Source organism: Streptomyces sp. SID9727, from assembly GCF_010550605.1.
Taxonomy (GTDB): Bacteria; Actinomycetota; Actinomycetes; order Streptomycetales; family Streptomycetaceae; genus Streptomyces.
This window is the reverse complement of sequence record NZ_JAAGNI010000281.1, coordinates 14,183-40,416: the sequence shown is the minus strand read 5'-3', so window position 1 is coordinate 40,416 and position 26,234 is coordinate 14,183. Positions and strand designations below refer to the sequence as shown.

General features: G+C 73.8%; 18 protein-coding genes. 8 read left to right on the top strand and 10 right to left on the bottom strand.

What is annotated here, in order from left to right; all coding sequences use genetic code 11:
• Together G3I41_RS18230 and G3I41_RS18225 are read left to right on the top strand one after the other, a co-directional pair.
• The gene (locus G3I41_RS18230) at positions 1 to 9,993 is read left to right on the top strand and encodes a non-ribosomal peptide synthetase (protein WP_164401280.1); all 9,993 of its coding nucleotides are present in this window, start codon (positions 1 to 3) and stop codon (positions 9,991 to 9,993) included.
• Positions 9,990 to 11,390: an MDR family MFS transporter gene (locus tag G3I41_RS18225; RefSeq protein ID WP_164401279.1), complete on the top strand. Its 1,401-nt coding sequence runs from the start codon at positions 9,990 to 9,992 to the stop codon at positions 11,388 to 11,390. The genes G3I41_RS18230 and G3I41_RS18225 overlap by 4 nt, the downstream gene beginning before the upstream one ends.
• Before the next feature lie 67 nt (positions 11,391 to 11,457).
• Here the strand turns inward: G3I41_RS18225 and G3I41_RS18220 are convergent, their stop codons facing one another.
• Positions 11,458 to 12,405: a methionyl-tRNA formyltransferase gene (locus G3I41_RS18220; protein WP_164401278.1), complete on the bottom strand. Its 948-nt coding sequence runs from the start codon at positions 12,403 to 12,405 to the stop codon at positions 11,458 to 11,460.
• Between the two features lie 247 nt (positions 12,406 to 12,652).
• Here G3I41_RS18220 and G3I41_RS18215 point away from each other — a divergent pair, with 247 nt between their 5' ends.
• From G3I41_RS18215 to G3I41_RS18205, 3 genes are all read left to right on the top strand, one after another.
• The gene (locus G3I41_RS18215) at positions 12,653 to 14,005 is read left to right on the top strand and encodes a lysine N(6)-hydroxylase/L-ornithine N(5)-oxygenase family protein (RefSeq protein ID WP_164401277.1); all 1,353 of its coding nucleotides are present in this window, start codon (positions 12,653 to 12,655) and stop codon (positions 14,003 to 14,005) included.
• Positions 14,006 to 14,059: 54 nt separating this feature from the next.
• Entirely contained in the window at positions 14,060 to 14,272 is a 213-nt protein-coding gene (locus G3I41_RS18210) for an MbtH family protein (protein ID WP_164401276.1), read from the top strand.
• Between the two features lie 78 nt (positions 14,273 to 14,350).
• Positions 14,351 to 14,848, top strand: coding sequence for a GNAT family N-acetyltransferase (locus G3I41_RS18205; protein ID WP_164401275.1), 498 nt, complete (start codon positions 14,351 to 14,353; stop codon positions 14,846 to 14,848).
• 36 nt (positions 14,849 to 14,884) lie between these two features.
• On the opposite strand, the gene argB is transcribed toward G3I41_RS18205, so the two are convergent.
• On the bottom strand, positions 14,885 to 15,727 hold the full coding sequence (gene argB / locus G3I41_RS18200; RefSeq protein WP_164401274.1) for an acetylglutamate kinase: 843 nt from the start codon (positions 15,725 to 15,727) through the stop codon (positions 14,885 to 14,887).
• 95 nt (positions 15,728 to 15,822) lie between these two features.
• Positions 15,823 to 19,197 carry a pyruvate carboxylase gene (locus G3I41_RS18195; RefSeq protein ID WP_164401273.1) on the bottom strand — a complete coding sequence of 1,125 codons (3,375 nt, stop codon included), beginning with the start codon at positions 19,195 to 19,197 and terminating at the stop codon, positions 15,823 to 15,825.
• A 266-nt stretch (positions 19,198 to 19,463) separates the two neighbouring features.
• On the opposite strand from G3I41_RS18195, the gene G3I41_RS18190 reads away from it, so the two are divergent.
• Positions 19,464 to 20,213 (top strand): IclR family transcriptional regulator C-terminal domain-containing protein, encoded by a 750-nt coding sequence (locus G3I41_RS18190; RefSeq protein ID WP_239081691.1) that lies wholly within the window; start codon positions 19,464 to 19,466, stop codon positions 20,211 to 20,213.
• 17 nt (positions 20,214 to 20,230) lie between these two features.
• Here G3I41_RS18190 and ligD read toward each other — a convergent pair whose 3' ends face one another.
• The 6 genes from ligD to G3I41_RS18160 form a co-directional block, all read right to left on the bottom strand.
• Positions 20,231 to 21,199 (bottom strand): non-homologous end-joining DNA ligase, encoded by a 969-nt coding sequence (gene ligD / locus G3I41_RS18185; RefSeq protein ID WP_164401271.1) that lies wholly within the window; start codon positions 21,197 to 21,199, stop codon positions 20,231 to 20,233.
• A 43-nt stretch (positions 21,200 to 21,242) separates the two neighbouring features.
• On the bottom strand, positions 21,243 to 21,818 hold the full coding sequence (locus G3I41_RS18180; protein ID WP_164401270.1) for a hypothetical protein: 576 nt from the start codon (positions 21,816 to 21,818) through the stop codon (positions 21,243 to 21,245).
• 3 nt (positions 21,819 to 21,821) lie between these two features.
• A complete protein-coding gene (locus tag G3I41_RS18175) occupies positions 21,822 to 22,082 on the bottom strand; it encodes a hypothetical protein (RefSeq protein ID WP_203601269.1) in 261 nt (86 codons plus the stop codon).
• Positions 22,083 to 22,237: 155 nt separating this feature from the next.
• A complete protein-coding gene (locus tag G3I41_RS18170) occupies positions 22,238 to 22,870 on the bottom strand; it encodes a class I SAM-dependent methyltransferase (protein WP_203601268.1) in 633 nt (210 codons plus the stop codon).
• Positions 22,871 to 22,961: 91 nt separating this feature from the next.
• Positions 22,962 to 23,696: an SDR family oxidoreductase gene (locus G3I41_RS18165; protein ID WP_164401269.1), complete on the bottom strand. Its 735-nt coding sequence runs from the start codon at positions 23,694 to 23,696 to the stop codon at positions 22,962 to 22,964.
• Positions 23,697 to 23,839: 143 nt separating this feature from the next.
• The gene (locus G3I41_RS18160; protein WP_164401256.1) at positions 23,840 to 24,007 is read right to left on the bottom strand and encodes a DUF6381 family protein; all 168 of its coding nucleotides are present in this window, start codon (positions 24,005 to 24,007) and stop codon (positions 23,840 to 23,842) included.
• Between the two features lie 148 nt (positions 24,008 to 24,155).
• Here G3I41_RS18160 and G3I41_RS18155 point away from each other — a divergent pair, with 148 nt between their 5' ends.
• Complete coding sequence (locus tag G3I41_RS18155; RefSeq protein WP_164401268.1) at positions 24,156 to 24,842, top strand: ribonuclease H; 687 nt, start codon at positions 24,156 to 24,158, stop codon at positions 24,840 to 24,842.
• A 163-nt stretch (positions 24,843 to 25,005) separates the two neighbouring features.
• Positions 25,006 to 25,737, top strand: coding sequence for a CDP-alcohol phosphatidyltransferase family protein (locus G3I41_RS18150; protein WP_164401267.1), 732 nt, complete (start codon positions 25,006 to 25,008; stop codon positions 25,735 to 25,737).
• Here the strand turns inward: G3I41_RS18150 and G3I41_RS18145 are convergent.
• Positions 25,706 to 26,152, bottom strand: a complete 447-nt coding sequence (locus G3I41_RS18145; protein WP_164401266.1) for an adenylyltransferase/cytidyltransferase family protein — start codon at positions 26,150 to 26,152, stop codon at positions 25,706 to 25,708. The two genes, G3I41_RS18150 and G3I41_RS18145, sit on opposite strands and share 32 nt — an antisense overlap.
• Between the last annotated feature and the right edge of the window lie 82 nt (positions 26,153 to 26,234).

Sequence of the window (26,234 nt, the reverse complement as noted above, 5' to 3'; positions counted from 1 at the left end):
TTGACCACCGCGAGCGTGTCCCCGGACGGCCTCCTCCCCCTGACCGGCGCCCAACTCGGCATCTGGAACGCCCAGCGCATCGAACCCGACTCGCCCTACTACGTGGTCGGCGACGTGATCGAGATATCGGGAGAGGAACCCGTCGACACGGACGCGCTCGCGCGGGCGGTCCGGGCTGCCACCGAGGAGGCCGAGAGCCTGCGGCTCAGGGTCCACGAGACACCCGACGGCCCGCGCCAGGCCGTCGGCACCGAACCCGTCGCCCTCCCGCCGCTCGTCGACGTCAGCGCCGAGGCCGACCCCGCCGCCGCGGCCCAGGCACTGGTCGACGCCGAGCGCGCCCGGCTCGCCGAGGCGTGCCGCGGCATGACGGACCGCCCGCTGTACGCCCGTACCGTCATCCGGCTCTCCGACCGCGAGGTCTGGTACACCCAGCTCGGCCACCACCTCGTCTTCGACGGCTACACCGCGGCCCTGCTCGCCCGCCGCACCGCCGCCCACTACACCGCCCTCGTCCGGGGCACCGAACCGCCCCGCCCCACCTTCGGCGCGTTCGCGGCGCTCGTCGCCGAGGACACCGCCTACCGCGAGAGCGACCGGGCCGCCGAGGACCGTGCCTACTGGGTCGAGCGCTTCACGCCGCTGCCCGACGTCGACGCCCACGACGGGCCCGAGACGGCCGGCGCACCCGCCCGTACGCTCACCGCGCGGGCCGTCCTGAGCGCCGGGGAGACCGCCGCCCTGCGCGCCTTCGCGGACGCGGAGGGCGTGGCCTGGGGCGAGGCCCTGATCGCCTGCTACGCCGCCTTCCTGCACCGCGTGCTCGGCCGCACCGACGTCGTCTTCGCGCTGCCCCTGATGTGCCGGACCGGCTCCGTCGCGCTGCGCACGCCCGCCATGGCGGTCAACGTGCTGCCGATGCGCGTCACCGTGCGCGGCGACGACCGGCTCGGCGACCTGAGCCGCCGCGTCGCCGCCGCCATGCGCGAGATGCGCGACCACCAGCGCTACCGGGGCGAGGACCTGCCCCGCGACCTCGGCGTGCCCGGCGCCGGCGCGCTGCTGCACGGACGCGGCATCAACCTCAAGGCGTTCGACCTGACGCTCGACTTCGCCGGGGCGGCCGGCGTCATGCGCAACGTCGCGGGCGGCCCGCCCGAGGACATGGGCCTCAGCGTCCTGCCCACCCGCGACGGCGGGCTCCTGCTCGGCTTCGAGGTGGACGCCCGCGCCAAGGACCAGGCGGCCGTCGACAGCCTGATGACCGGGCTGCGCGCCCTGCTCGCCGGGCTCATCGAAGGGCTGCCCGTCGCCCGGATCGCGCTCACCGGCCAGGGGCTGCCCGCAGAGTGGAGCCCGCCCGCCCTGCCCGGCACGCCCCTCGACGTGCCCGCCGCCTTCGACGCGATGACCGCCGCCGGACCCGGGAACACCGCCCTGGTCTGCGGCGGCGAACGGCTGACCGCCGCCGGACTCGCCGACCGGGTCCACCGCGTGGCCCGCGCCCTGCGCGCCCGGGGCGTCGGAGCCGAGGACGTCGTCGCGCTCGCCCTGCCCCGCTCGGCCGACGCCGTCGTCGCCATGCTCGCCGTCCTGGACGCGGGTGCCGCCTTCCTGCCGCTGGACGCCGCACACCCGCCGGAGCGGCTGCGCGAACTCGTCGCGGACACCCGCCCGGTCCTCGTCCTCACCGACGGGACGGTCGACGGACTGCCCTGGAAGACCCTCCTGGACGAGGCCGCGGACCTCTCCGGCACCCCGCTGACCACCGCCGAACTCTCCCGGCCCCGCCACCCCGAGCACCTGGCCTACGTCATCCACACCTCCGGATCGACCGGCCGCCCCAAGGGCGTGCTCGGGCGCGCCGGCGGACTCGCCGCACTGCTGCACCACCAGCGGGCGACCGTCGTCGCGGAGGCCGAACGGGCCACCGGCCGCCGGCTGCGCGCCGCGCACACCTACTCCTTCGCCTTCGACTCCGCCTTCGAGCACCTCATCTGGCTGCTCTGCGGGCACGAACTCCACGTGTATGACGCCGACACGGCCCGCGACGCGGACGCCCTGCTCGCCGCGTACGCCCGCGACGGCATCGACGTCATCGACACCACACCCTCGATGGCCGCCCCGCTCATCGACGCCGGCCTGCTCGACCTGCCCCCGGCGCTGCTGCTCCTGGGCGGCGAGGCGACCCCGCCCGCCCTGTGGCGCCGCGTCGCCGCGTCGGGCATCGCCGCGCGCAACATGTACGGGCCGACCGAGGCGACCGTGGACGCCACCACCGCCCGCATCGACGGCGGCGACCCGGTCATCGGACACCCGCTCGCCGGCACCCGGGTCCACGTCCTGGACAACGCCCTCCAGCCCGTCCCGCCCGGCACGGCCGGCGAACTCTACCTGGCCGGACCGCACCTGGCCCGCGGCTACCTCGGCCGGCCCGGGGCCACCGCCGAACGCTTCGTCGCCGACCCCTTCGGCGCCCCCGGCGACCGGATGTACCGCACCGGCGACCGGGCCCGGTGGCTGCCCGGCCGGGGCCTGGAGTACGGCGGCCGGGGCGACGGACAGGTCAAGATCCGCGGCCACCGGGTGGAGACCGGCGAGGTCGAGGAGGCACTCGCCGCCCTGCCCGGGGTCACCGCCGCGGCCGCGCGGGTCCTCTCCTCCCGGCTCGTCGGCTACATCGTGTCCGCCTCCGTCACCGGGGACGCGGCACGCGCCCGGCTCGCCGAGCGGCTGCCCGACCACATGGTCCCCGCCGCCGTCGTGGTCCTCGACGCCCTGCCCGTCACGCCCAACGGCAAGCTCGACCGCGCAGCCCTGCCCGCGCCCGCCCTGCCCGGCGGCGGCCGGGAACCGGGCACCGCACGCGAACGGCTGCTGTGCACCGTCCTCGCCGAGGCGCTCGACCTCGAACGCGTGAGCGTGGACGACGACTTCTTCACCCTGGGCGGCGACAGCATCACCGCGATCACCGTCAGCAGCAGGCTGCGCGCCCTCGGCCTCGGCCTGCGCCCCAAGGACCTGCTGGCCCGCCGCACCTTCGCCGCCCTCGCCGCCTCCGCCGAGCAGCTGGACGGCGTGGCAGGACCGGCGGACGAGCCGGTCGGCCCGGTGCCCGCCCCGCCCATCGTGCGCGCCCTGCTCGACCCGCACCCGGACATCGACACGGTCGCCGGATACGCCCAGTGGACCGCCCTCTCCGTGGACGCGCTCAGCCCCGACCGGCTGACCCGGGGGATGCAGGCCGTCATCGACCACCACGACGCGCTGCGGCTGCGGGTGGCCGGCGAGCCGGAGATCCTGCCCCGGGGCACGGTCCGGGCCGCCGTCGAGGAGGTCGCGGCCGGAGAGGCCACCGGAGCGGAGGCCGACGGCGACGACATGACCGCCCTGGCCCGGCGGCTCGCCGGACAGCTCGACCCGCGCACCGGCGACCTGGTCCGCGCCGCCCTGCTGCGTACGGGCGACGGCGCGCCGGACCGGCTGGTCGTCGTCGTGCACCACCTCGCCATGGACGGCGTGTCCTGGCGCGTCCTGCTGCCCGACCTGCACACCGCCTGCGCCGGCGGCGCCCTCGAACCCGTCGGCACCTCCTGGCGCCGCCACGCCCAGGCCCTCGCCGACCAGGGCAGGACCGGCGCCCGCCGCGGTGAACTCGCCCACTGGCGGACCGCCCTGGACTCCGCGTCGCGGCTCGGCGCCCGCCCCCTGGACCCCGTGCGCGACACCGTGGCCACCGCCCGGCGCTCGGTCACCACCGCCTCGCCCGAGGCCACCGAGGCCCTGCTCACCACGCTGCCCGCCGCCTACCGGGCCGGGGTGGACGAGATCCTGCTCGCCGCCCTCGCCCTCGCCCTGCGAGGCTGGGGCCTGCGCGGCGACACCGTCACCGTGACCATGGAGGGCCACGGCCGCGAACACCTCGACCTGGCCCGCACGGTGGGCTGGTTCACCAGCGAGTACCCCGTCCCCGTACCCGCCTCCGACGACGTCCGCGCGACGCTGCGCGCGGCCAAGGAAGCCCGCCGCGCCGTCCCCGACAACGGCATCGGCTACGGGGTGCTGCGCCACCTCGACCCGGAGGCGGGTCCGGAGCTGTCGGCGGTCCCGCCGCCGGACGTGCTGCTCAACTACCTCGGCAGGTTCGCCCCATTGACCGCGGACGGCTGGCGGCTCCCCGAGCACGACGCGTTCTCGGTGACCGAGCCCGCCGCCAAGTCCCTCGAACAGGTGCTGGCCCTCAACTGCTTCGTCCACGAGGGCGACACACCCCGGCTCGCCGTCGAGTGGACCGCCGCCGGCGAGGTCCTGGGCCCCGACGCCCTGGCCGCCCTCCAGGACTGCTGGGCCGCCGCGCTCGACGCGCTGGCCGCGCACGCCCTGCACACCACGGGCGGGCTCACCCCCTCCGACCTGCCCCTGGTGGCCCTCGACCAGGACGCGATCGACGCCCTGGAGCGCACCGGCCGCGTCAGCGACGTGCTGCCCGCCACCCCGCTCCAGCTCGGACTGTCCTTCCACACCATGGTCCGCGACGACACGGACACCGATGTCTACGTCGTCCAGGCCGTCACCACCCTGTCCGGGGAGCTGGATCCGGACCGGATGGCCCGCGCCGCCCATGAGCTGCTGCGCCGCCACCCCGCGCTCCGCGTCCACCTGAGCACCGTCGGGGACGAGGTGGTGCAGGTGATTCCGGCCGACGTCGCCCTGGAATGGCGGCAGGACGACGACTTCGCCGCAGCGGCCCGCGCCGACCTGGCGCGCCCCTTCGACCCGGCGCGGCCGCCGCTCATCCGCTTCCTGCTCTCCCGGGTCGGGCCCGCCGAGCACAAGCTCGTCATCACCAACCACCACGCCCTGCTCGACGGCTGGTCGATGCCCATCGTCGGCCGCACCCTCCTCGCGCTCTACGCGGAACTCGGCGGCGGCCCCGCCGCACCCGTCTCCCCGCCACTGTCGGAGTACTTCCACTGGCTGGCGGGCCGGGACGAGGCGGCGTCCGTCGCCGCCTGGCGTCAGGCGCTCGCGGGCGTCGAGGACGCGACCCGGCTGGCCCCGGCGAGCACCGGGAACGCCGTGGAGCGGCCGGGCCGGGAGACCGTCGAGCTGGGCCGCGAGTTCAGCGACCGGCTGCGCGCCTTCGCCCGGGTGCGGGGCGTCACCCTGACGACGGTCCTCCAGACGGCCTGGGGCCTGCTCCTGGGCAGGCTCACCGGCCGCCGCGACGTCGTGTTCGGCTGCCCCGTCTCCGGCCGGCCCGCCGAGGTCGACGGCGTCGAAGCGATGATCGGCCAGCTCGGCACCACCGTCCCGGTCCGGGTCCGGTACACCCCGGACCGCACGGTCACGGAGGTCATGGCCCAGGTGCACGCGGAGAGCGTCGTCCTCGCCGAGCACCACCACGTCGGACTGCCCGGCATCCAGCGGGCCGCGGGCATCGGTGAACTCTTCGACACCATGCTCGTGATGGAGAACTTCCCGCTCTCCAGCCGCACCCGCACCCCGCTCGCCCCCGGGCTCGACCTCACCGGCGTCGACATCACGGACGCCACGCACTACGCGCTCACGGTCATCGTGATCCCGGGCGACGAGATCACCGTCGGCCTCGGCTACCAGCCCGGCGCGTTCGACCGGGACACCGTGCGCGACTACGGCCGCTGGCTGCGCAACCTGCTGCACGAGATCACCGAGGACCCGGACAGGGCCGCCGTCGCGCTGCCCGCCCTCGACGCCGGCGAGCGCGCCCGCATGCTGCGCACGGGCACCGCGATCGTCGCCGCGAAGGAACGGGGCCACTGGCTGGACGAGTTCGCCGGCCAGGTCCGGCGCAAGCCCGGCGGCGAGGCGCTGGTCTGCCGCGACCGCAGCCTCTCGTACGAGGAACTCGACCGGCAGGCCAACCGCCTCGCCCACGCGCTCATCGCGCACGGCGTCCGGCCGCAGGACCCCGTCGCGGTCCTCATCGGCCGGGACATCGAGATGACCGTCGCCCTCTTCGGCGTCGCCAAGGCGGGCGCCGTGTACGTGCCGATGGACGCGGCCTACCCGCGCGAACGACTCGCGTACATGTTCGACGACATCGCACCCGCGGCCGTCGTGACGACCGGCGCCGAACCGCCCGTCGACCGTGAGATCCCCGTCCTGCGCCTGGACGACCCGGCCACCCTCGCCGCCGTACCGGACACGGATCCGGCCGAGGCCCGCGCACGCCTCACCGACGACGCACTCGCGTACGTCATCTACACCTCGGGCACCACCGGCCGCCCCAAGGGCGTCGGCGTCACCCACCGGGGCGTGCCCGACCTGATCGCCCTCCAGGAGGAGGTCGTCGGCGTCACCGAGCACGACCGCTATCTGCACTTCGCGTCGACCGGCTTCGACGTGGCGTTCTGGCAGACCATGGTGCCGCTGCTGTCCGGCGGTACGTCGGTCATCGCGCCCGAGGAGGTGCGCGTACCCGGCGACGAACTCCTCGACTACATCCAGGAACACCGGGTCACCGGCGTGAACCTGCTCCCGTCGTTCCTCGCGGCCATGCCCGACGACCGCACCGTCGACCCCGACGTGTTCTTCGTCGTCGGCGCGGAACGGCTCGACCCGGAGCTCGCCCACCGCTGGGGCCGGGGCCGCCGAGCGCTGTTCAACGCCTACGGGCCCACCGAGGTCACCATCAACTCCACCACCTGGCACTACGACCCGGACGACGAGGGACCGCTGCCCATCGGCCGCCCCGACCCGAACGTCCGCGCCTACGTGCTCGACGGCGGACTCCAGCCGGTCGGCGTCGGCGTCACCGGCGAGCTGTACCTCGGCGGTCCGAGCGTCGCCCGCGGCTACCTCGGCCGCCCCGGCCTGACCTCCGGGGCATTCGTCGCCGACCCGTACGGGCCGCCAGGCACCCGCATGTACCGCACGGGCGACCTGGTGCGGTGGCGGAACGACGGGCAACTGGTCTTCCTCGGCCGCGCCGACCACCAGATCAAGGTGCGCGGCTTCCGCGTCGAGCTCGGGGAGATCGAGACCGCCCTCACCGGACACCCCGACGTCCGCGCCTGCGCCGTCGTGATGCGCGAGGGCCGGCTCGTCGGCTACGTCATCCCGACCGACGACGCCGACCTGGACACCGCCGGGGTGCGCGCACACCTCGCCGAGCGGCTGCCCGACCACATGGTGCCCACCGCGCTCGTCCCACTCGACCGGCTGCCCCTGAGCCCCAGCGGAAAGCTCGACGCCTCGGCGCTGCCCGCCCCCGCCACCGTCTCCGCCGCCCGGCGCGAACCGGCCACCGAGGCGGAGGCGCTGCTGCTCGCCGTGTTCCGGGAGGTCCTGGGCCGCGACGACATCGGCCCCGACGACAACTTCTTCGACGTCGGCGGCGACAGCATCGTCTCCCTCCAACTGGTCTCCCGGGTCCGCCGCCGGGGGCTCGGACTGAGCCCGAAGGACGTGTTCGACGGCGAGACCGTCGCCGGTATCGCGGCCCGGGCCCACGCCCTGGACGCCGAGGCCGCCCCGGCCGTCGGGGACGCCCCGCTGACCCCGGTCATGCGGGACCTGCTGCACCGCGCGGGCAAGGCCGCCGACGGCTTCTGCCAGTGGGTGGAGGTCTGCGTCCCGGCCGGCGGCGACGAGAAGAGCTGGCAGGCCGTGCTCGACGCCCTGCTGGCCCGCCACGACGTGCTGCGCGCCCGCCTCGGCGACGACGCGTTGCACATCCCGTCGGCCGGCGAGGTGACCGGCGCCGAAGTCCTGAGCCGCGTCCCGGCGAACGGCGACCCGCGCGCCGCCGCCGACGCGGCGACCGCCGCCGCACGCGAGGCGATGGACCCGCGCACCGGACCGATGCTGCGCGCGGTCTGGGTGGACGCCGGGCCCGACCGCCCCGGCCGGCTCGTCCTGGTCGCCCACCACCTGGTGGCCGACGGCGTCTCCTGGCGCATCCTCCTGGACGACCTCCGGCACGCCCACGACGGGGGAGAGCTGACCCGGCACGGGCAGTCCTTCCTCGGCTGGGCCCGCGCCCTGCGCGAGTCCGACCGGCGCGCCGAACTCCCGCACTGGCGGCGGATGACCGCGACCGAGCCGCTCACCCGGCCGCTCGACCCCGCCCGGGACACCGTGGACACCGCCGCGCACCACGAGATCCGGCTCGACGCGGACACCACCCGCGCCCTGGTCACCACCCTGCCCGCCGCCCACCGCACCACCCCGGACGCCGTCCTGCTGACGGCGCTCGCCCAGGCGGTACGCGACTGGCGCGGCACACCGGAACTGCTGGTCGCCCTGGAGAGCCACGGCCGGCCGCGCGAGGTCGACCTCTCCCAGACCGTCGGCTGGTTCACCGCGATCCATCCCGTCCGGCTCGACGCCTCCGACGACGTGCGGGCGGTCCGGGACCGGCTGCGCGCCCAGGGCGACGGCCTCGGCCATGGCATCCTCACCACGGCCGGCCTGCTCGACCCGGTCCGCCCCGAGATCGCCTGGAACTACCTCGGCCAGTACCCCGGCGCCCCGGAGACCGAGACGCCGTGGCAGCCCGCCCCGGACGCCGACCCGCTCGGCTCCGACGGCTCCGGCCCGATGCCCCTGCCGTACAGCCTCATGGTCAACGCCCTGGTGCGCGACGACGCGCTCGGGGTGCGGATCACCTGGCCGCGGGCGCTGTTCACCGGCGCCGAGATCGAGGAGCTGGCGGAGCGCCTGAGGGCCGCGCTGCTGCGGGTCGCCGCCGCGCCGGAGAACGTCGCGCTCGGGGACCGGCCGGCCGCCGCCGTGCAGCCGCTCAGCCCGTTGCAGGAGGTGATGCTGCGGCACTCGCGCACCGAGCACCCCGACCCGTACACCGTGCAGTCGGTGTTCTCGCTCGCGGGCCCGCTCGACACCGTGGCGCTGCGCGGGGCCGGCGACGACCTGCTGGCCCGGCACCCCAACCTGGGCGCGGTGTTCCCCGCCTCGTTCGCGGTCGTCCCGGAGGCGCCCCGGCCTGGATTCCGGGTCACGGACGCCCCGGCCGACGAGGTGCTGGCCGCCGATCTCGCCGAACCCTTCGACCTCGCCCGCGGCCCGCTCTACCGGATCACCGTGATCCGGCTCGGACCCGAGCGCGCCGACCTGGTCCTGACCAGCCATCACGCCCTCTCCGACGGCTGGTCGGCCCCGCGCATCCTCGGCGAGCTCTTCGCCCTGTACACCGCGCGGACCCGGGGGACCGCCCCCGAGCTGCCGGCTCCCGTCCCGTTCGCGGACTACCTCGACTGGTGCGCGGAGCACGAGCCGGACCTCGACGCCTGGGCGGCCGAGCTGGAGGGCCTGCCCGAGGGCGACCACCTGGGCGGCGACGCGAGCGGCCCGGCCTGGCAGGAGCCCGAGGTCATCACCTTCGACGCGGCGCTCGTGGCCGGGCTCACCCGGCTCGCCGCCCGGCACGGACTGACCCCGAACACCCTGGTGCAGGGCGCCTGGTCGGTGCTGCTGGCCCGGCGCTCCGGGCGGCCGGACGTCTGCTTCGGCGCCATGGTGTCGAGCCGGCCCCCGGCACTCGACGGTGTGGAGGAGATCATCGGCCTGCTCGCCAACACCGTGCCGGTCCGGGCCCGGCTCACCGGCACCCTGGCCGCCGCGCTCACCGACCTCCAGGCCCGCCAGCGCGACTTGGTCGAGCACCACCATGTGGCCCTCTCCGACCTGGAACGGCTCACCGGGCGGCGCAGGCTCTTCGACAGCATGGTGGTCTTCGAGAACTACCCGGTCGACCCGGACCGCCTGCGCGAACCCGCCCCCGGACTCACCGTGCTCGCCACGCGCTTCCGGGAGTCCACCCACCACCCCGCCACGCTGACCGTCATGCCGGACGGCGACGGCTGGACGGGTGTGCTCGCCCACCGGGCCGGCACGGACACCGACGGACTCGCGGGGCAGCTGGTCGACCTGCTGCGGACCATGGAGCGGCACCTGGACGCCGATGTGCGCGGCCTCCTGGAGGAGTGGTGACCACGGCGCCCGCCCCGCCCGCCGAGCGCGTGGACCGGGACCTGCTGCGGATCGCGTTCATCCTGGTCCTCGGCACGTTCATGGCCTCGCTCGACGCCACCATCGTCAGCGTCGGACTCGACCGGCTCACCGAGGAGTTCGGCGCGTCCGTCGCCGAGATCCAGTGGGTCTCCAGCGCGTACCTGCTCGCCGTCGTCGCCGCCGTCCCCGCGTCCGGCTGGCTGGCCGGCCGGTTCGGCGGCCGGCGGGTCTGGCTCGCGGCGGTGGGGGTGTTCCTGATCGGCTCGGTGCTGTGCGCCTCGGCCTGGTCGGCGAGCAGCCTCATCGCGTTCCGGGTGGTCCAGGGGCTCGGCGGCGGCCTGCTCCCCGCGGCCGGGCAGGCGCTGCTCGCCCGGGTCGCGGGCCCCGGGCGCACCGGCAAGGTGATCAGCGTCGTCGCCGTGGTCCCGCTGCTCTCGCCGGTGTTCGGGCCGCTCGCCGGGGGCTCCGTGCTCGCGGTCGCGCCGTGGCCCTGGCTGTTCCTGGTCAACCTGCCGATCGGCGTGGCGGCGGTCCTGCTGGCCCGCCGATACGTGCCCGTGGTGCCCCCGGCCCCGCAGCGGACCGCGTTCGACCTGCGCGGGGCGCTGCTGCTCTCGCCGGGGCTCGCGGTGCTGGTGTACGGGCTGACCGAAGTCGCCCACGACCGCGCCGTCCCGGCCACGATCGGCGTGGTCGCCGGGGTGGTCATGCTGGGCGCGTTCACCGTGCACGGGCTGCGCACCCGGTCCGTTCCGCTGGTCGACCCCCGGCTGTTCGCCCGGCAGCCCTTCGGGGCCGCCGCGCTCGCGCTGGTGGTGCTCGGGGCCTCGGTGTTCGGCACCACGTTCCTGCTGCCGCTGTACTTCCAGTCGGGCCGGGGGATGTCGGCCTGGGAGGCGGGGCTGCTGCTCGCCCCCCAGGGGCTGGGCGCCGCAGCCGGATCGGTGCTCGTCAACCGGACCATCAGCAAGGTCGCGCCGAGGACCCTGGTGGTGGCCGGAATCGTGCTGATCCTCGCCGGGACCGCCCCGTTCACCTGGCTGGGGCACGGGGTCCCGGACGCGGTGATCGCCTCGGCGCTGGTGGTGCGGGGCTTCGGGATGTCGATGGTCGGGGCGCCCGTGATGAACATCGTCTACAGCCGGATCGAGCCGGAGCAGCTGCCCCGGGCGGCCGGTGCGCTCAACCTCCTCAACACCGTGGGCGGTTCGGTCGGCACGGCGGCGGTGGCGGTGATCCTGGAGAACCGGCTCGCCGCCACCGGCGCGGACGTCCCCGCGGCCTTCGGTGCCACCTTCTGGTGGGTGCTCGGCTTCTGCCTGTTCGCCGCGGCCGCCGCGACGCGGCTGCCCCGTACGCGACCCCGGGAGGCATGACGGGCGGGCACGGGTGTGCCCCCGGCCTCGGCGGATCCGAGGGTCCGGGGGCACACCCGTGCGGGGGTCAGGGGCGGCTGGTCAGGTAGCCGCCCATGGAGGTGAAGTACTCCGTCGCGGGCAGCTCGCGGCCGTCCTCGGTGCGGACCCGGGTGACGGCCAGTCCGTGGTTGCGGCCGGTGCGGGCGTCGGCGCCGGCGACGATGACCACGCCCTCGCCCTCGCGGTAGAAGATCCGGCCGGGCGTTCCGCCGTAACGCCCCTCGGAGACCACGGCGGCCAGGATCTCGATCCGCTTGCCCCGGTGGAAGGCGAAGGCGCTGGGGTACGGGGCCGACTGGGCGCGGACGAGGCGTTCCAGGTCCTCGGCCGGCCAGGTCCAGTCGATCCGGATGTCCTCCTCGGCGCGCTTGTGGAAGAACGTGGCCTGCGAGCGGTCCTGGGGGGTGAACTCCGTCTGCCCGTCCGCGATCAGGGCCAGCGCCTTGGTCGTGACGGGGGCGATGAGGTCCACGGTCTTGTGGAAGAGGTCGGTGGCGGTGTCCCGGGGGCCGACGGGGACGGACTCCTGCCGGACGATGTCGCCGGCGTCCAGCTCGTCGTTCATCATGTGCGCGGTGACGCCCACCTCGCTCTCGCCGTTGATGAGGGCCCAGATGAGCGGCGAGAAGCCCGCGTACTTCGGCAGCAGCGAGTCGTGCACGTTCAGGGTGCCCCGGCGCGGGAGCGCGAAGATGCGCGGCGGGATCCACGTACGCCAGTTGTTGGCGACGATGACGTCGGGGTCGGCCGCCTTCAGGCGTTCGTACAGCTCGTCGTCGTCCGGGCGGTTGCGGATGAGGACCGGGACGCCGTGCTCCTCGGCGAGATCGGCGACGGAGTCGCTCCAGATCTTCTCGTAGGCGTGCTCGCTTCTGGGGTGGGTGACGACCAGCACCACGTCGTGCTCGGAGTCCAGAAGGGCTTGCAGGGTGCGGTGCCCCCAGGTCTGGTAACCGAACATGACGACCCGCATGGGGTTCCTCCTCGACGTAGAAACAAAGACAGGTAAGTAAAGCAAGGCTTACCTTATCTTGCAACGGAAGTGCGAGGTGCCCCAGTTGATGCGACCTCGTGCCGGAGGTGTCCGAATCGCGCCTGTCGACAAGCGTTGACTGATTAGCTTAGGCTCACCTAAGTTCATCGGGTCGTCGTTTCGGCGTGCCCGTCCTTCGCCCGTTCCCCACATCCGACAGGCGGCTTCCCCGCACGATGGGAGTGACATGTCACAGGCTCGTCCTGGCGACGCAGCACCGGTCCACGACCTCATTGGTATCGGCTTCGGCCCGTCCAATGTGGCCATGGCGATCGCGATCAGCGAGCACAACGCGCGTTCCGGGACGCGGGAAGCGGTGTCGGCCCAGTTCTTCGAGCAGCAACCGGCCTTCGGCTGGCACCGGGGCATGCTCATCGACGACGCCACCATGCAGGTCTCGTTCCTCAAGGACCTGGTGACGCTCCGCAACCCGGCCAGTGAGTTCAGCTTCCTCTGCTACCTCAAGAGCAAGGGGCGCCTGATCGACTTCATCAACCACAAGAACCTCTTCCCGCTGCGGGTCGAGTTCCACGACTACTTCGAGTGGGCTGCCTCCCAGGTGGACGACCTCGTCTCCTACGACCACGAGGTCGTCGGGGTGACCCAGGTCGTCGAGGACGGCGTCGTGGAGTTCCTGGACGTCACCGTCCGGTCGGGGGAGGGGCTCACGGTCCACCGCGCCCGCAACCTGGTCATCGGCACGGGCCTGCGCCCGCTGATGCCCGAGGGCGTCGACCGCGGCGATCGCGTCTGGCACAACTCCGAACTGCTGAGCCGGGTGGACGAGTTGGACGGAACGTCGCCCTCCCGCTTCGTCGTCGTGGGCGCCGGGCAGAGTGCCGCCGAGAACGTCGCCTACCTGCACCGCCGCTTCCCCGACGCCGAGATATGCGCCGTCTTCTCCCGCTACGGGTACAGCCCGGCCGACGACAGCAGCTTCGCCAACAAGATCTTCGACCCGGACGCGGTGGACGCGTTCTACGAGGCGCCCGAGAGCGTCAAGCGCCGGCTGATGGACTACCACGGGAACACCAACTACTCCGTGGTCGACATCGGCCTGATCGACGACCTGTACCGGCAGATGTACCAGGAGAAGGTGCTCGGCACCGAGCGGCTGCGCTTCCTCAACGTGTCCCGCCTCACCGAGGCCGTGGAGACCCCGGACACGGTGCGCGCCACCGTGAAGTCCCTCGTCACCGGCGAGGAGACCGTGCTCGACGCGGACGTCGTGGTGTTCGCCACCGGTTACAGCCCGGCCGACCCCCTGGGCCTCCTGGGCGAGGCCGCCGAGTACTGCCTGCGCGACGAGGGAGGCCGGGTCCGCGTCGAGCGCGACTACCGCATCGCCACCGACGCCGCGCTGAACTGCGGCATCTACCTCCAGGGCGGTACGGAGCACACCCACGGCATCACCTCGGCCCTGCTGTCCAACACCGCGATCAGGGTCGGCGAGATCCTGGACTCCCTGCTGGACCGGAGCGTGAAGTCCACGCCGGACGAGGCCCGCTCGCTCGCCGAAGGAACCGGCGGCACCCGCTAGCCGGCGCCGGCCCACGGAAACCGACGCACACCCCGCCGAGGAGGCATCACCCGCATGAGCACCAATCCGTTCGACGACCCCGAAGGCCGCTTCCTGGTCCTGGTGAACGACGAGGGTCAGCACTCGCTCTGGCCCTCCTTCGCGGACGTCCCGGCCGGATGGACCGTCGCGTTCGAGGAGAACACCCGGGACGCGTGCCTCACGTACGTCGAGACCCACTGGACCGACCTGCGGCCCCGGTCCCTCGCGGCGTCGATGGACGCCTGACCTCAGCCTCCGGCGCGCTCCGGCGGGACGACCCGCCGGAGCGCGTACCCGTGTCCCGGAAACCGAGGAAGGACCGCCTTGACCACGGCCGCACCGCGCCGCACACCGCTGTCTCCGCCCCTCCCGCGCGTCCGGATCGCCGGCCCCGGCGACTCCGCCGCGCTCGCCGAGCTGTCGCGGCCGTTCGCCCGCTCGGGCGCCCTGCGTGAACGCCCCGACTCCCTCTACGCGGCCCGCGCCGCCGAATTCCTCGTGGCCGTCGGCTCCGACGGCCGGATCGAGGGCTGCGTGGGCCTGCGGGTGTACGAGGGGGAGGGGGCCCACGCGGGCGTCCTGTACAACTTCTGCGTGGCCGGCCACCGGCAGGGGCGCGGGGTCGGGGGCGCCCTCCTGCGGACCGCGCTGGCCCTGGGCCGCGCCCAGGCGCTCGGTGCCCTCTTCACCGCGACCACCGGCGACGGCCGGCTGTTCCACCGGTACGGCTTCGCTTCCGTGACTGCCCGTCAGGCGCCGCGCGCCTGGGCCGAGTCACTGGACCCCCGGCGCAACGCGCTGGTCCTGGCCCGCACCCTGTGAGGGCGGGGGCGCCGAGGGCCCCGGCGCCCCCGCCTGTCAGGCAGGGCTCACGACGTGGTCCTCGTCCGGCACCACCGTCGTGCCCCCGCCGTCCCCGCCGAGGATGCTCCGCAGCACCGCGTGCGGCACCCGGCCGTCCAGCACGTCCGCCCGGCCGACCCCGCCCCGTACCGCCCGGAGGCAGCCCTCCATCTTGGGCAGCATCCCGCTCGCCAGGCCCGGCAGCAGCCCGTCCAGGGCGTCCGCCGTCAGGCGCCCGATCACCTCGGTGCTCGCCGGCCAGTCCGCGTACAAGCCCGCCACATCGGTCAGGACCACCAGACGCCGCGCGCCGAGCGCCACGGCCAGCGCGGAGGCGGCGAGATCCGCGTTGACGTTGTAGACCTGCCCGTCCGCGCCCCGGGCCACCGGGGAGACCACTGGTATGTGACCGTGCGCCAGGAGCACTCGCACCATGCCCGGGTTCACCTCCACGACGTCCCCGACCTGGCCGATGTCCACTGGTTCGCCGTCCACCCGGACGGGCCGCCGTAGGGCCGTCATCGTGTGGGCGTCCTCGCCGGTCATGCCCACGGCGTACGGTCCGTGGCTGTTGATGTGACCCACCAGTTCCCGCTGGACCCGGCCGGACAGCACCATGCGGACGACGTCCATGGTCTCCGCCGTGGTCACCCGCAGGCCCGCCTCGAAGCGGCTCTCCAGCCCCAGGCGGTCGAGCATGGTGCTGATCTGCGGGCCGCCGCCGTGCACGACGACCGGGCGCAGACCCGTGCGCCGCAACGCCACGACGTCCTCGGCGAAGGTCTGTTGCAGCTGCGCGTCGCCCATGGCGTTGCCGCCGAACTTGATGACGACGACCGGTCCCGAATCCTCTTCCATTTAGCTTAGCCTAACCTTAATTGGCTCGGTCTTGGTCAAGAAGAGGCCCGCCGGCGGAGGAAGTCCCCTCCGCCGGCGGGCGGCCCCGCGCGCGGTCAGCCGATCTCGATGAGGAGGTCGCCCGCCTCCACCTGCTGGACCCGGCCGATGGCCAGGCGGCGCACCACGCCGGCGGACTGGGCGGTGATCGACGCCTCCATCTTCATCGCCTCGATCGTGGCGACCGTCTGCCCGGCCGACACCGACGCGCCCTCCTCCACCTGGAGCGTCACCACCCCGGCGAACGGCGCCGCCACGTGCCCCGCGTTGCCCCGGTCGGCCTTCTCGGCCGCCTTCACCTCGGTCGCCACGGCCTTGTCCCGCACCGACACCGGCCTCAACTGCCCGTTGAGCGTGGCCAGTACGCTGCGGAAGCCGCGTTCGTCCGCCTCGGAGATGGCCTCCAGCTCGAAGAGCAGCGTGACCCCGGGCTCCAGCTCGACCGGGTGCTCCGTCTCCGGCTCCAGCCCGTACAGGAAGTCCGGCGTCGGCAGCACCGAGGTGTCGCCGTACGCCTCCCGGTGCGCGGTGAACTCCTTCGTCGGACCCGGGAACAGCAGCCGGTTGAGCGTCGCGCGCGGCGACTCGCGCAGCGCCTCGCGGTCCTCGTCCGACAATCGCGCCGTCTGCGCCTTCTCGGGGCGGCCCTGCAGCGCCCGGGTGCGGAACGGCTCGGGCCAGCCGCCGGGCGGGTCGCCCAGCTCTCCGCGCAGGAACCCGATCACCGAGTCCGGCACGTCGAACTTGCCCGGGTCCGACTCGAAGTCCGCCGCCTCCACGCCGGCACCCACCAGGTGCAGCGCCAGGTCCCCGACCACCTTCGAGGACGGGGTCACCTTCACCAGCCGGCCCAGCATCCGGTCGGCCGCGGCGTAGCAGTCCTCGATCAGCTCGAAGCGGTCGCCGAGGCCCAGGGCGATAGCCTGCTGCCGCAGGTTGGACAGCTGGCCGCCCGGGATCTCGTGGTGGTAGATCCGGCCCGTCGGCGAGGCCAGCCCCGACTCGAACGGGGCGTACACCTTGCGGGTCGCCTCCCAGTACGGTTCCAGGTCGCCGACCGCCTGGAGCGAGAGGCCCGTCGCGCGCTCGGTGTGGTCCGTGGCCGCCACCAGCGCGGACAGCGGCGGCTGGCTGGTCGTCCCGGCCATCGAGGCGACGGCCGCGTCCACCGCGTCCACCCCGGCGTCGATCGCGGCGATCAGCGTGCCCAGCTGACCGCCCGCCGTGTCATGGGTGTGCAGGTGCACCGGCAGGTCGAACCGCTCGCGCAACGCGGTGACCAGCGTGCGCGCGGCCGGCGGACGCAGCAGCCCCGCCATGTCCTTGATCGCGAGCACATGGGCGCCCGCCTCCACGATCTGCTCGGCCAGCCGCAGGTAGTAGTCCAGTGTGTACAGGGTCTCGCCCGGGTCCGACAGGTCGGCGGTGTAGCACAGCGCCACCTCCGCGAGCGAGGTGCCCGTGGCGCGTACCGCGTCGATCGCGGGACGCATCTGCGACACGTCGTTGAGGGCGTCGAAGATGCGGAAGATGTCCATCCCGGCCGAGGCGGCCTCCGAGACGAACGCCTCGGTGACCTCCGTCGGGTACGGCGTGTAGCCCACCGTGTTGCGGCCGCGCAGCAGCATCTGCGTACAGATGTTGGGCACCGCCTCACGCAGCTTGACCAGCCGCTCCCACGGGTCCTCCGCGAGGAACCGCAGCGCCACGTCGTAGGTGGCCCCGCCCCAGCACTCCAGGCTCAGCAACTGCGGGACGGTGTGCGCCACGTGCGGCGCGACCGCCAGCAGGTCCCGGGTGCGCACCCGGGTGGCGAGCAGCGACTGATGGGCGTCGCGGAACGTGGTGTCCGTGACCGCGACCGCCGGCTGGGCGCGCAGCTCGGCCGCGAACCGCTCCGGACCCAGCTCGGCCAGCCGCTGCCGCGAACCGGGCGGCGGCGTGCCCGGCGGCAGCGCGGGCAGCTTGTCCGCCGGGTCGATGACCGAAGGGCGCGGCCCGTACGGACGGTTGACGGTGGTCTCCGCCAGATAGCTGAGCATCCGGCTGCCCCGGTCGGCCGACGGGCGGGCCCGGATCAGCTCCGGGTGCTCGTCGATGAACGAGGTCGTGACGCGCCCCGCCCGGAACTCCGGGTGATCCAGCACCGCGCCCAGGAACGGCAGGTTCGTCGCCACCCCGCGGATACGGAACTCGGCGATCGCCCGGCGCGCACGGCGGGCCGCGTTGGAGAAGTCGTGGCCGTGGCAGGTGAGTTTGACCAGCATCGAGTCGAAGTGCGCCGACACCTCCGCACCCGTGTGCACGGTCCCACCGTCCAGCCGCACACCCGGACCGCCGGGGGAGCGGTACGCGGAGATGGTGCCGGTGTCCGGACGGAAGCCGTTGACCGGGTCCTCCGTCGTGATGCGGCACTGCATCGCGGTGCCGTTGAGGGTGATGGAGTCCTGGGACAGGCGCAGGTCGGGCAGCGTCATGCCCGCCGCGATGCGCAGCTGCGCGATCACCAGGTCGCGGCCGGTGACCTGCTCCGTCACGGTGTGCTCGACCTGGATGCGCGGGTTCATCTCGATGAAGACGTGGTTGCCCCGCTCGTCCACCAGGAACTCGACGGTGCCCGCGTTCACGTACCCGATGTGCCGGGCGAAGGAGACCGCGTCGGCGCAGATCCGCGCCCGGAGTTCCGGGTCCAGATTCGGGGCCGGCGCGATCTCGACCACCTTCTGGTGGCGGCGCTGCAGCGAACAGTCCCGCTCGTACAGGTGCACCACGTTGCCCTCGGCGTCGGCCAGGATCTGCACCTCGATGTGGCGGGGGTTGATCACCGCCTGCTCCAGGAAGACCGTCGCGTCACCGAACGCGGACCGCGCCTCGCGCATCGCCGCGTCGATCGCCTCGCGCAGCTCACCGGCCTCCGCGACCCGCCGCATGCCGCGCCCGCCGCCCCCGGCGACCGCCTTCACGAAGACCGGGAAACCGATCTCCTCCGAGGCCGCGACCAGGGCGTCCACGTCCTCGGACGGCTCGGAGGACTTCAACACCGGCACGCCCGCCTCCCGGGCCGCCGCCACCGCTCGCGACTTGTTGCCCGTCAGGTTCAGCACCGACGCCGGGGGCCCGACGAAGGTGATGCCGGCCTCCGCGCACGCGGCCGCCAGCTCGGGGTTCTCCGAGAGGAAACCGTAACCGGGGTAGATCGCGTCCGCCCCCGCCTTGCGGGCCGCCTTCACCACCTCGTCCACCGACAGGTACGCCCGCACCGGATGCCCGGGCTCTCCGATCCGGTACGCCTCGTCCGCCTTGGCCCGGTGCAGCGAGTTGCGGTCCTCGTGCGGATACACCGCCACCGTGGAGATGCCCAGCTCGAAGGCCGCGCGGAACGCGCGGATCGCGATCTCCCCGCGGTTGGCGACCAATACCTTGTCGAACATCAAACTCCCCAGTCGTGTCGCGGCTGTGTGGCGTCGAGGACGGGCGGTACGGCACGGACACGCTGCTCGGCGTCGGAGACCGTACGGCGGTGGCGAGTGCTCCGTGACCTGCCGGGTGCGGAGCGTTTCGACACCGTACCGGAGACTTCCCCCGAGATCGCGAGGGCAAAAGATGGCTTGCGTCACGCCCCAAAACGTCCCCCGGACGCAGTCCCTGCCACCGGGACGTTTTGCCGGTTCCCGGTGGCGGGGCCATGCTGGTGGGCATGGCCGACCACGCCGGCCCCGACCCCGTCGCCGCCGTCCGGCGCGACCTCCGCCTGCTGGAGGCCGCGGGCGCCCACGAGGGCGGGGCCACCGCGCAGCAGCTGGCCCGGGAGGCGGGACTTCCCCCGGCCACCGTGCACGGGCTGCTGCCCCCGCTGGTCGGTGACGGCTACCTGAGGGAGCTGGACGACCACACCTACGTCCTCCCCGGCGACGCCCCGGGCGGCGGCTCCGGCGAGCAGCCGGCGCCCGCACGGGTACGGCCCGCCCTCACCGCCCTGCGCAACGACCTGTGGGCGGCCGCCTATCTGACGCTCTACGTGGACGGCGAGATGCGGGTCATGGAGATCGTCGACAGCGCGCGCACCCCGCGCGTGGACCTGTGGGTGGGGCTTGAGGAGGCAGGTCACGCCACGGCGCTCGGCAAGACCGTGCTGAGGGAGCTCGACGACGAGGCACGGGCCGACTACTTCTCCCGGCACGATCTCACCGGCCTCACCCCCCGGACCATCACCCACCGGGACGAGCTGGTGCGGCAGCTCGACGGCTCACCCACTCCGGTGGTCATGGACCGCGAGGAGTACGTGCGCGGCACCACCTGCGTGGCGGTCCCGGTGTACAGCGGCGAGCGGATCGGCTCCCTCGGCATCTCCTTCCGTTCCGACCGGATGTACCGGACCTCCCAGGTCCGCGCGGAGCTGCTGACGGCCGCCGTCAGCGTGTCCCGCCGGCTCACACTGCCCGGCTGACCGGTGCCCCTCGCCGCTCAGTCCAGCCGGGTCAGGTCCGGCCGCAGCCGCTGCCACACCGGATGACGCAGCCGCCCCGCCGCCGTCCACTGCGAGGCGCTGACCTCCGCCACGAGGCGGGGCTCCACCCAGTGCGCCCCGGCCACGTCCACCGGCCCCGTGAACGGGGACCCCGGACGCGCGAGCACCGCCAGGTACCCCCTCAGCTCGCCCAGCTCCCGGTCGGACATCCCCGACCCCACGGAACCCGCGTACCGCAGGCCGCCCGGCTCGTCCGTCCCCACCAGCACCGCCCCGGGGACGCCCGAGGGAGCGCCCTTGCGCTGGGTCCAGCCGCCGATGACCACATCCAGCGTCTCGACCCGCTTGGTCTTGCGCCAGTCGGGTGAACGGAGACCCGGCGTGTACGGAGAGGAGAGCCGCTTGGCCACCAGCCCCTCCAGGCCCCCGCGCTCGACGGTCTCCCACGCCTTGGCGCCGTGCCCGCGCACATAGGACGGAACCGACCAGTGCGGTCCCGCGGACAGCAGCCCTGCCAGGACCGCGCGGCGCTCCTCGTAGCCCAGAGCCGACAGCGGCCGGCCGTCCAGGTACATCACGTCGAAGACCACCAGGTGCGCGGGGACGTCCAGCGCCAGGCGGGCGGCACGGCGGGCGTTCAGGATGCCCATCCGGCGTTGGAGCAGCCCGAAGTCGGACCGCCCCGACGCGTCCAGGACCACGATCTCGCCGTCCAGGACCGCGCTGCGGCCGCGCAGGACGTCGCCGAGTGCGTGCAGCTCCGGATAGGTCGGTGTGACGTCGTTGCGCGCCCGCGAGGTCAGCCGCAGGGTGCCGTCGCCCCGCGTCGCGACGACGCACCGGGCGCCGTCCCACTTCGCCTCGAAGGCCCACTCCGTGTCCGGGGCGGGGAGCGGGCCGGGCACGGCCAGCATCGGTGGGATCCACAGGGGTGCCCCGGACGCGCCGGCGGAGGTGGGGGCCATAGCCTCCATGATCGAACGGCCGGCCGCTCCCCGCAGTCCGAGCTCAGGCCGCCCAGGCGGACAGGGTGAGCGTGCCCGCGAGGACCCGCCACAACGCCCAGGCGCCCGCTCGGCTCGCCGCGCCGCAGAGCACGCTCCTGGTGCAGTCCGTCTCCCGGTCCTGCCACGCGGCGACGTCCAGGTAGTGGAAGCCGAGCGAGCGGGTGAAGGTGAACCGGATGTGCAGCCCGACGCCCAGGTCGTGGCCGGGGAGCGTGGCGATCTGGAGGTGGTCGCCGGCCGCGGACTCCACGCGCACCGGATTGCCGCCCAGCAGGTCGCAGGAGTCGCCCGTGCGGACGCGGCCCGGGCAGCTCCCGCTCACCGGGAACAGCCGGAAGTTGTCCGTGAGCTGCCGGCGTACGGCCTCCGGCGTGGTGAACGGGTGGACGCCGAGCCCGTAGCCGTACCAGTACAGCAGGCGCCGGCCGTCGAGGCAGCGCTCGTGCTCCGGGTCGCAGGCGGCCGCCCGCCCCGCCCCGGTGTCCGCGCGGACAGCCGGGGCGGCGAGCGCCAGGGCGAGGCACGGGGCCACCGCGAGCGCCAGGACGCGCCGGGCGGCCCGGCGCTCACGGGGCACGGCTCAGCCCGGTGACTCGTCCGGCACCGGATGCTCCGGGTGCACTCCGGCATTGCGGGCGGCGCCGCGCCCCGTCCCGGACTCGTCGGGGTCGGGCAGCTCGTTCCGGCCCTCGTCCCCGTCGTGCCCGGCGCGTGGCGGGGCCGGCACGTCCATCGGGTCCTCGCCCTCCTGGACCTGCTGGTCGGGCAGGTCCGCGGGCACCGGAGGGGGGCTCGGGGTCGCGCCCTCGTGGACAGGGCCCTCTGATCTGCGGTCCGTCATGGAAGATCCTCCGTCGTCGTCCCCGCGGGCAGGCGGCGGGGCATCGGTAGCCTCGCGGTGCCCGGGTACCCGCGGCGGGTCGGCCAACTCATTGTCGGCCGGTCGGGACCGCACGGCATGTCCACCGGAACCCCGACGACGGCGTACGGCCCCGCTCAGCGCACCCGGGCGAGCAGGAACATCTGCGGTTCGGGCACGGCGGCCGGGATGGCGGGCACGAACATCGTGCTCTCCCGGGACAGGACGGTGAACCCGGCGTCCTCCACCAGCGCCGCGAACGCGTCCTCGCCGAAGCTGGTCACCTCGACCGGCTGCCCCATGAACGTGCCGCTGACGCCCTCCACGTCGAACGGCACCGTCGCCACGGCCAGATGGCCACCCGGCCGCAGCACCCGCGCGGCCAGGCGCAGCACGTCGGCCTGGTCCCCGCGTTCCATCTGCAGCAGCGCGAAGTACAGGCACACCGCGTCGAACGAGTCGTCCTCCAGCGGGAGCGTACGGATGTCGGCGCAGCGGAACTCCGCCCCCGGCACCTGACGCGAGGCGATGTCCACCATCACCGGCGATACGTCGACCCCCAGTACCTCGTGCCCGGCGTCCACAAGGGTCTGCGCCGTCGGCCTGCCCGTACCGCTGCCCACGTCCAGTACGCGCCCGTGCGGCGGCAGCACCCCCAGGAGCCGCTCCAGCGAGGCACGGTGCGTGGCTGAAGCGGCGAACGCCGCCTCGTAATCGGTGCCGAGAGCGTCGAACACGGCTGCGGCGGTGCGACCTCGTCCCGCTGACATGGCAGGCCCCTTCCTGTTCCGGTGCACCCCCACTTCTACTGCAACAGGCGCACCCCCGCCGCCGAACAGCCGTAATCCGGTGCGCCGCGGCTCAGCGCCCGCCCGCCACCCGGAGCACCGTCCCCGTCGCGTAAGAGGCGTCCGGGGAGAGCAGCCAGGCGACGGCGCCCGCGATCTCGTCCGGTTCGCCGGGGCGGCCGAGCGGGGTGCCGGGGCCGAGCTTCTCGGGGCGGGCCGGGTCGGCGTGGAAGCCGGTACGGATGACGCCGGGGGCGACCGCGTTGACGCGGATGCCGGACGGGCCGACCTCCTTGGACAGGCCGACGGTCATCGTGTCGACGGCCCCCTTGGCGGCGGCGTAGTGCACGTACTCGCCGGGGCTGCCCAGCGTGGCGGCGGCCGAGGACACGTTGACGATCGCCCCGCCGCCCGTCCGCGTCATGTCCCGCACCGCGCGGCGCGCGCAGAGCAGGTAACCGAGGACGTTGACCTCCAGGGCGCGCCGCATGCCCGCCGCGTCGGCGTCGGCGAGCGAACCGACCGGGCCGCTCATGCCCGCGTTGTTGACCAGGCCGGTGACCGGGCCGAGCTCGGCGGCCGCGGTGTCGAAGAGGCGGTCCACATCCGTCTCGTCCGCCGTGTCCACCCGGACCGCCACACAGCGCCGGCCCGTCGCGCGTACCGCCTCGGCGACCTGCTCCGCGGCGTCGGCGTCCGAACGGTAGGCCAGTGCGATGTCATGGCCCTGAGCCGCCAGGCGTACACAGATCGCCGCACCGATGCCGCGGCTTCCTCCGGTCACCACGGTGACGGGTTGACCGTTCATGGCAGGCCCCACTTTCCTCGTACTCGCGTGCGGAGCCATCGTAGGCGGGGATGATCACCCGTCCCGGAGGGGGCCGGAACACGGCGGTGGACTGCCACCCACTCATGGAAGAGTGACAGTCCACCGGTCCGCGCGCCCCGCTCTCACACGGGCAGGCCGTCCGGCCGCTCGCTCTGCTCCTGGAGCTTGCGTGCCTTCTCCTGGAGCCTGCGGCGCTGCTCCGGGTCGCTGGTGCGCTCCGCGGCCTCGGTCAGGTGGCGCGCCTTCTCGCGCATCTGCTGGGCGCGGTTCACCTCTCGTGCAACGCTCATCGTCACTCCTCGGGACGTAGGGGAGAGCGGGTCCCTTCAGGGAAGCAGCGGGCCGTCACCATCGCACGCCGAAGCATCACGCACCGTGAAGACCGCAGGTGGGGGCGGGGGGACGGAACCGTGCCCCGGCGCTGGCATGATCGAGGGTATGAACGAGCGCATGATCGCCGCGTGTGACGGGGCGTCGAAGGGTAATCCGGGGCCGGCCGCCTGGGCCTACGTGGTGGCCGACGCCGAGGGGCGTCCTCAGCGGTGGGAGGCGGGGCCGCTCGGCACCGCCACCAACAACGTCGCCGAGCTCACCGCTCTCCAGGAGCTCCTGGAGAGCGTGGACCCCGCCGTGGCGCTCGAGGTCCGGATGGACTCGCAGTACGCGATGAACGCGGTCACCAAGTGGCTGCCCGGGTGGAAGCGCAACGGCTGGAAGACCTCGGCCGGGAAACCCGTCGCCAACCGCGACCTGGTGACCCGCATCGACGCACTCCTGACCGGGCGCGCCGTGAGCTTCGTCTACGTGCCCGCCCACCAGGTGGACGGCGACCCGCTCAACGCGCTCGCCGACCAGGCCGCGAGCGAGGTCGCCGTCACCCAGAGCGCCGCCGGCACCGCGCACGGCTCGGCCACCCCCGTACCGGCGCCCTCCCGCGCCACCGAGGGCCGTCGCACCGGGGCGACGGCCAAGCGGACCGCTCCGCGGAAGTCGGGGAGCGGGGCCACCATCCGGGCCAAGTTCGCCGGCCGCTGCCACTGCGGACGGCCGTACGCGGCCAAGGACATGATCGCGAAGAACGACCACGGCTGGGGCCACCCGGAGTGCCGCACCGCCTCCGCCTGAGCGACCGCCCCGGGCGGATGTTCCCGGCCAACGGCGCCCGCGGGCCCACCGGATGGGGCGATCTCCCCGCGCGGCGGACCTCCCCGTGCCATGATGCGGCTCCGGCGGCGCGCGGGGAGCGCCGCCGGGGGAGCGGTGGCGACACCGGGACGCTGGGGGGCGCATGGAGACCACGACGACGGTGCTCGGCCGGCTGCGCGGGGCGCAGAAGACGGCCAAGGGGGTGTCGCTCTACTCGCGGTACGTGAACCGCCCGGCCGGCCGGGTCTTCGCCGCCGGCGCGTACCGGCTCGGCATGACGCCCCATCAGGTCACCCTGAGCAGCGCGGCGTTCACCTTCGCCGCGATCGCCTGCGTGGCGCTGGTGCGCCCGGGCCCCTGGCCGGCCGTCCTGGTGTACCTCGGTCTCGCCGTGGGCTTCGCGCTCGACTCGGCCGACGGGCAGCTGGCCCGGCTGACGGGGCGCGGTGGGCCCGACGGCGAATGGCTGGACCATGTGGTCGACTGCGCCAAGATGATCCTCGTCCACACCGCCGTGCTGATCGCGTTCCACCGGTACTTCGACCTGCCGGGCGACGGCTGGCTGCTGCTGCCGCTCGGCTTCCTGTTCGTCGCCGTGCTGACCTTCTGCGCCGGGCTGCTGCGCGAACAGCTCGGCAAGGCGGCGGCGCCCGGCTCCGCAGGGGGGGCCGGGCCCGCCGCGCCGCCGTCCCGGCTGCGGGCCGTGGCGCTGCTGCCCGCCGACTACGGGGTGTTCTGCCTGGTCTTCCTGCTGCTGGCCGACGAAACGGCGTTCCGGATCGGGTACGCCGTACTCGCCGCCGCGCACGCGCTGTTCCTCGTCCTGTTCCTGGGCAAGTGGTTCAGGGAGCTGAAAGCGCTCCGGGCGCACTGACGAGCGTGTCCAGAGCCCGGCGCAACTGGGTGCTGGAGGTGTGCACGGTGTACGGGAAGTACACCACCTCCACACCCACCTCGGCGAAGTCGCGTTCGAGCTTCCTGCCCTTGTCGGTGTCCCGCCAGTCGTCCCCCTTGAAGATGACGTCGAACCTGACCTGCTGCCAGGTCTCGACCTTCTCCGGCACGGTCTCCACGAAGGCGGCGTCCACGTACCGCACGCTCCGCACGATCTCCAGCCGTTCCGGGAGCGGGACCACCGGCCGGTGTCCCTTGGCGAGCGTGGCCATCTCGTCGGAGACCACCCCCGCCACCAGGTAGTCGCACTGGCTGCGCGCATGACGAAGGATATTGAGGTGTCCCACATGGAACAGGTCGTAGACCCCCGGCGCGTAACCGACCCTGTGCACCATCCGTTCTCTCCCCCCACGGTGAACGCGATGTCCGCGATAGTCCAACGACCTTACTGTGAAGACCACTTGCGCATCTCATGAA